Source organism: Paenibacillus sp. FSL H7-0331 (assembly GCF_001956045.1).
In genome coordinates this window covers 77,527-84,348 of the sequence record NZ_MRTH01000037.1, presented here as the reverse complement: position 1 = coordinate 84,348, position 6,822 = coordinate 77,527, and the positions used below count along the sequence as shown (strand labels likewise).

The window sequence follows — 6,822 nt, the reverse complement described above, 5'->3', positions numbered from 1 at the left end:
CGGATCAATCAACATCCACTTGAAGTGATCGACCGACTTCTTCTTCGTGTATAAAAATCTTTAGTTCATTCTATATAGTTATAAGTTTGTTCCCCTAAATCAACTATTCAAAACAATGGCTATGTTTACTCACAGCACTTCTTCACTTTATCCAACTATTTTCTAAGGATTCGAAACGTACAGTAACCCAAGGCTTCTTCCATTCTTGCAAGTAATTTATATCATTAGATGAAGGGGTCAACTCACATCTATCTATAATAACAAGTGATGGCATCACAATTGAATCTCCAATTAGTATTGCCTCCCCTTCTTTTAGGGTTGAAAGTGAATCTGTAAGAGGCCCTAAATTATCTGGTAATAAACGTTTAACATAATTTTGATCATCAGGATTGGTTAAGCGCATAGCGATAAAATTATTACATTGAGAAAAAATCGTTTCTGATATCTCAGACGGTCTCTGACTAACTATCATTGCTGAAACACCGTACTTCCTTCCTTCTTTTGCTATACGTTCTATTGAAACTCTGCAAGAATTGTACTTTGCAGATTGAATTTTCGGAACATACTTATGTGCTTCTTCGTAAACGAGTAATAACGGTGTCTTGTCAAAATCTTCACTAAAACTTTTCTTAAAATGATACCCGTATTCAAATAATAAGCGAGAAATCAGTGATACAGTGATACTCAAAACCTCAAAAGGTACGCCACTTAAATCAATAATTGTTATATTATAACTTTGTGTACCCGCATCATTTTTAACGTCATATCCCAAAAATTGAGTAATCGCCTCTCTAAATTCAATCGTCTCAGCCCTATCTTTTAGAAGAAAAGTTAGCCTTTCATCATTAAGTTTATTCTCCATCCTTGATATAAAATTCAAAAAATCACCATGATTAGGCCCATTAGAAGTGGCACTAGAAGCTGGTTCTAATATTCCTTCAAACAGTAGGTTCACATTGTCATGATTTATCTCAAGTTCTTTTTCATCAGGACCTTTCCAAACGATTTTATTAGATTTATTTTTCCGATTGTTGTTTTTGTTTTGAATATAGTTTAAGACTTCATTAATACTGAATTTATAAGGAGCATCGTATGTAATATGTTTTGGATTGACGGAAGGATTATGTTTTCTTTTGTTAAGTACCACAGCCTCCTTAAATACGTTCCTCTGATTGTGATCATTGGCTTCTGTATCTATAAATAATTCTTGCAGTTCTTCGCTATTCATTAACCAATATGGTAGAACTAAATTCTCAATGTCAATATAATTAGCTTGTGGAAAGGCAGAAAAATATTCAGAATGAATATCAAACAGGACTATATGCGAGTTATTTAGCTCTTGGTATCCACCATCATTCTTTTCATTTATAGCATTCTGCAAAATTTTTGCCACTGTATGTGATTTCCCTGAACCAGTTGAGCCAACAACCGCAATATGCTTATTAAAAAACTTATTACCATTCACCGGAACTTTAATACTGACATCCTGAGATAAAGAGGAAAAACAGAATCTCTTTTCGGTTTCAATAGCCTCATAAATAGCTTGAATCTCTGACATCTTAGCAGGCTCAACATCTGTTGGAGGTATTGCTATATTGTTTCCTCCCCTTGTAAAAACACCATCAGAGTCTAGGAATCCGATAGGCATTGCCTCCAATATATATTCATTGGTACCTTTTTCATTTTTTTGAATTGAAAAGTTTTCAATAATGCATATCAATGCACAATCTTCGCTGTCCGACACTCTTAAATAAGTACCAACAGAAAACTTATCACTTTCCAACTTGAACCTTTCAATATCACTAACTTCAATTTTTATTTTATTAGGGAGTACCGAAATTACTCTTGCTAGTTTTGTATCTACTACAAATTGTTCCATAAAATACTCCTCCTAAGTTATCATTCTAATTATCTGCTCAACTTCATCAATTTCTATTTGATAATGTCTAGACCTCTCCAACTTATCCGCACTTATAAATGCGGAAGCATCTAGATAAAAATGGTAGACCTCTTGAAATGAAATAGTAGACATGACCTCTTCAAGGTCTTTATACTCCACTATCTTGACCATTACATCTTTTTCGATTGCTGTTAATTTTTCAATCCTAAATTTATCACCATTAAAATATGTTCCATCATTGAACATTATTTTTCTATCAATCAACGTCTGCTTAATTAACTTCAATTTTTCAGCACTGATGTCTTTGAATACAACAAATGGGGATGGTGATTTATCAGGACGATAAAATTTTTGAAATATCCTTCCTACTATTGTTAGCAAAACAATTTCATTACATCTTTCATCAACTGGAATAATAAACAATCTTTCATAGTTATCTATGTTCAATTTCTTTATTGTAAAGAATCTTTTTTTTATAGTAGACTCATACTTTTCTTTGCTAAGAAAATCAGAGTAAGCTGAATGAAAAATAACGCTTTTAACATCATTTAGAAAAGAGTGCAGCAAACTTACATTTAACTGTCTTTCAATTCTATTTTGTATTGTCATTTCCATAAGCTTTGAACGAAAGATAGAATGATAATAAATTGCTGTCTCGTTGTTTTTACAGTCAAATGATTTCTTTATTAAGTCTATGGTTTCAAGAAATTGCGATCTGTAATCATTTGTAAATTTAACAACAAAGTTTTTGGTAAATTCAATTTTTAATGAGCGTTTATATTTCGATTTTTCTACTCCTAAAATGCTATCCAATTCACTTAATTTCAATATCTTTTCTTGTATTGGCATATCTTTAAAATAGCAATATAAAGAGTATTTATTGCCACTGTTTTTTTGAAATAAGTTCAATAACTGCAATATCGGTTTTCTGATCTTACTGTTTGAGTAAACTTGGGTTTCTTTATGTTTAACTTGTACCACATAATCTTCGTAAGAAATATCCTGAACTTGTTCGAACTTAACATCACTTTTCGGATTATTAAATATAGTAATTAAGGTCGAATCAAATTGGTAAAGGAAACCTTTTATGGCGTAGTACCCACCGTCAAAATCATCTTCAAGAACATCAGCATGATTCTCCACTTTATCCCCTCCAACAGATTACAAATACATTGGTTACTAATTCGACATTTTCCTCTATTTTCCTTTTTTAAAACAAAAAAACAGGTCGAATACCCTATTGAAATAAGCAAACTCAATAGTGCACAAGATACCCTTGATACTATGCATGATAGGTAATCCTCGCGAGAGGCACTCATGGATATAGGCCGGACACGATAAAGCGTGTCCGTTTTTTTATTTCCCACTTTATATTCGGAGGCTGATATTATAAGCAACTATCGCAAAGAGGAACTTAAAGGACTGATTTCAGAATACTTGCGGGGGCCTACCGACAGTTACCCGATTCAACAGCTATTTGCTCAGATCCCTGCAACAGCAGAGTTAATGGACGTATCGGAGAAGCAACTAAAGAACATAAAAGGAATCGGAATAGGCAAAGCCCGTTAATTGACGGCCATGTTAAAAGTGGTTAAAACACTTACTATCCCTAACCATGAGAAAACAACCATTCAAAGTCCTAAAGATGCATTCGACTTGCTGGAAGAGACGCGATCAAACGTTGCAGTGCCCTTTGATTTGTGCTTATAATCTTTAGAGTGGAGATACTAATCCCTCTCCTGAAGACTTTGAATTAACCAAAAGACTCTTGAGTGCAGGCGAAATCATTGGCATAGAGATGTTAGATCATATCATTATTCTACTTCGGCCCAAATAACCGCAACCCATTCGTCGCCAGCGCCTTACACCCCTCTTCGCTATACTCCATATGACACATACCAATACCGCTAATATAAGAAAACCATGACCATGCCATGTAATAGGCATCACCGGATTGAATTTGCTCCAGCTGCTGAGCCTCTTGAATGATCGGAATCAACGTATCGACAAACTCGGCAACAAACTGCTTTAAATCAGTTGCCAAGGCCGGAAACCTTTCAGGATATCCAACTACATACTGAATCAGACTGATAGAGCTGGTGTTTTTTAATTGACGTTCAATCTGTCCTTCAATAAGCACGTAGATTTTGGATAAAGGCGGGCCTTCCACAAGCAATTCCGCTTGGTACGCTCTCTTCGCTGCATCCAGGTGCTCCACAACCACCTTGTGAAATAAGTCTTCTTTGTTCGCAAAATATAAAAATACAGACGCATGACTAATGCCTGCCTCTTTGGCAATGTCCTTAATCGTGCTTTCTGCAAAGCCTTGCCGAGAAAACATCGCAGTTGCGGCATCCATGATTTGTTTGCGCCGCTCCTCCCTCAGCTTTTCATTAACAGTTCGCGCCATGTGAATCACCCCGGATCGTAAAAAAATATGTATCTCGTATTTCGGCTAATCGACGACTTGACAATAATACCCATTATATCATATAAATAAACTGACTGATCAGTTATTTAATTAATGGAGGTATTGAACTATGAAATACTTTATACTTACAGGTACATCCCGTGGTATTGGCGAAGCGCTTGCCCATCAGCTGATTTCTGACGAACATCATCTCTTTTGTATTTCCCGAACGTCCAACGAAACGTTAGCTGCAAGAAAGGGTCTCGATTATATCCAATTTGATTTGAATCATATACATGGAATTGAAGCGGTCATGAAAAACATCTTTGATAAGATCGATCCAGTCAAGGCGGAATCCATCTATTTGGTCAATAACGCGGCCGTCGTTGCCCCACTGGCTCCCATTGAAAACAGCCCTGTAGATCAAATCATCCACAATATCCACATTAATCTGCTGGCCCCCATCGTTTTAACCTCATTGTTCATACATCATTCCAGCCATTTGCCCATAGATAAAAGAATATTAAATATTTCGTCCGCATCTGCCAAGCATCTCGTTCCAGGCATGAGCTGTTATTCGACTGCCAAGGCCGGGTTGGATGTGTTCTCAAGCTCGGTCGCTCTTGAACAAGGCAGCAAGGATAACGCGGTGAAGGTTGTATCTGTCTGGCCGGGAATGATTGACACGCATCTTCAGGAAGAGGCGAGAAATGCCGACCAGGAAACCTTTGCTTCCTCTATTCTTTTCAATCAGGTCAAAGACAAGGGGATGCTAACTACCCCGCAATTTGCGGCAGAACAAATCAAAAAGCTATTATTAGGTGATCGGTTTACACAAGGAGCACTCATTGAAAATTTATACGCTTGACTTCGAGCGCGCTCTAACTTGTATGATCCATTTATGAGGAGGCCATTTACTATGGATATGGAATTAACGATTCAGCAGGTTGCTGACCGAACGGGTTTAAGTGTACATACGCTTCGTTATTATGAACGAATCGGTCTGATGGATCCGGTCCATCGTACACCTAACGGGCGGCGTTCTTATAAGGAGAATGATATTGAGTGGATTGTTTTGTTAATTCACTTGCGTTCTACCGAGATGCCGATCGCCGAGATGCAGCAATTTGCCAGCTTAGTCCGTCAAGGGGATTCCACTATTTCAGATCGGTGCGTATTATTGGAAGCTCATGAGCGTAAATTGCTTGAGCAGTATCAGGAGCTGCAAACTACCCTTGCTCTGCTAAGTGATAAAATCGGATATTACCGTTCATGGGAAATGTCGCAGCATGAAAAGAAACCGATAACGGGCTGACCTCAATCACTCATTTTTACGAAGGAGACTTTTGGATGCAGCAGCTGTTATTAGGAAATACAGGGATACAAGTGAGCGCTCTCGGCTTGGGATGTTTGAATTTCGGATCTCGTACGGATAAAGAAACCTCTTATCGACTGCTCGATCAATATGTCGATGCTGGCGGCAGCTTTCTGGATACGTCCAATAATTATGCATTTTGGAATGAAGGCTGCTCGGGCGGGGAAAGCGAGCTGCTGCTGGGTCAATGGTTGAAGGATCGGGGAAATCGGGAGCATATCGTTCTCGCAACCAAGGTAGGCGCCCAACCGACGATTCCAGGTGGCGGCTTTGAGAGTATGGAAGGCTTGTCACGCAAGGCCATTGAACAAGCGATTGACGGAAGCCTGAGACGGCTCGGGACCGATTATGTCGATCTCTATTACGCTCATATTGATGATGTCAATACACCGCTTGAAGAGACGATGGAAGCATTCGATAGGCTTGTCCGTGCGGGAAAAGTTAGAGCATTAGGCTGCAGCAACCATCATACGTGGCGAGTAGAGAAAGCACGGAATATTAGCAAATCCCATCATTGGGCATCGTACAGCTGCATACAGCAAAGATATACGTATCTTCGGCCAAAGCCTGGTGCGGATTTTGGTGTCCAAATCAGTGCAAATGACGAGCTGTTGAACTATTGTCAAACCCATGATGATTTCTCTCTTCTAGCCTATTCACCTTTACTTAATGGTTCCTACACCCGCAGCGATGCGCCGCTTCAGAAGCAGTATGAGAGTGAGGATGCTCAAGCAAGACTCCGCGTCTTATCCGAAGTAGCCCAGGAAACCGGTGGCACCCTAAATCAAATCGTCCTGGCGTGGCTCCTCCAGAGTACCCCGACTACCCTATCCATCATCGCAGCCAGCAAGCCGGAGCAGCTTCAGGAGAATCTCGATTCCCTCAACATCCGGCTGACTCAGGATCAGCTGCATCGGCTGCATACAGCAGGTTAAGCACGCCTCCGAACAACCCTCTATCCGATCGGCCGTCATATCGTGGCGGCCTTTCAGCATGATTGCCTCCCTCTCAAATATTCATCGACGATTGTTCAATTTCAACAAAATCCCATATCGCCACTGCTGTACAGCAGCTCTCCTATCCCTGCCTGGCTGAAATCCGTTAAGTACTGTACATCCCCCATCGGCGGCGGTATAC

6 protein-coding genes and 1 pseudogene are annotated in these 6,822 nt (G+C 39.3%); 4 read left to right on the top strand and 3 right to left on the bottom strand.

What is annotated here, in order from left to right; genetic code table 11:
- Nucleotides 1-142 precede the first annotated feature (142 nt).
- Both BK127_RS33610 and BK127_RS33605 read right to left on the bottom strand, forming a co-directional pair.
- The gene (locus BK127_RS33610; RefSeq protein ID WP_076236459.1) at nucleotides 143-1,879 is read right to left on the bottom strand and encodes an ATP-binding protein; all 1,737 of its coding nucleotides are present in this window, start codon (nucleotides 1,877-1,879) and stop codon (nucleotides 143-145) included.
- Between the two features lie 12 nt (nucleotides 1,880-1,891).
- Nucleotides 1,892-3,043: a hypothetical protein gene (locus BK127_RS33605; protein ID WP_076236458.1), complete on the bottom strand. Its 1,152-nt coding sequence runs from the start codon at nucleotides 3,041-3,043 to the stop codon at nucleotides 1,892-1,894.
- Between the two features lie 622 nt (nucleotides 3,044-3,665).
- On the opposite strand from BK127_RS33605, the pseudogene BK127_RS45120 reads away from it, so the two are divergent.
- Nucleotides 3,666-3,737 (top strand): annotated as a pseudogene (locus BK127_RS45120) (hypothetical protein); the annotation flags it as partial.
- Here the strand turns inward: BK127_RS45120 and BK127_RS33590 are convergent.
- Nucleotides 3,720-4,310: a TetR/AcrR family transcriptional regulator gene (locus tag BK127_RS33590; protein ID WP_076236456.1), complete on the bottom strand. Its 591-nt coding sequence runs from the start codon at nucleotides 4,308-4,310 to the stop codon at nucleotides 3,720-3,722. The pseudogene BK127_RS45120 and the gene BK127_RS33590 sit on opposite strands and share 18 nt — an antisense overlap.
- Nucleotides 4,311-4,440: 130 nt before the next feature.
- On the opposite strand from BK127_RS33590, the gene BK127_RS33585 reads away from it, so the two are divergent.
- The 3 genes from BK127_RS33585 to BK127_RS33575 are packed head-to-tail and all read left to right on the top strand — an operon-like array spanning nucleotide 4,441 to nucleotide 6,620.
- On the top strand, nucleotides 4,441-5,178 hold the full coding sequence (locus BK127_RS33585; protein ID WP_076236455.1) for an SDR family NAD(P)-dependent oxidoreductase: 738 nt from the start codon (nucleotides 4,441-4,443) through the stop codon (nucleotides 5,176-5,178).
- Between the two features lie 51 nt (nucleotides 5,179-5,229).
- On the top strand, nucleotides 5,230-5,625 hold the full coding sequence (locus BK127_RS33580) for a MerR family transcriptional regulator (protein ID WP_076236454.1): 396 nt from the start codon (nucleotides 5,230-5,232) through the stop codon (nucleotides 5,623-5,625).
- Between the two features lie 35 nt (nucleotides 5,626-5,660).
- The gene (locus BK127_RS33575; RefSeq protein WP_076236453.1) at nucleotides 5,661-6,620 is read left to right on the top strand and encodes an aldo/keto reductase; all 960 of its coding nucleotides are present in this window, start codon (nucleotides 5,661-5,663) and stop codon (nucleotides 6,618-6,620) included.
- Nucleotides 6,621-6,822: the final 202 nt, after the last annotated feature.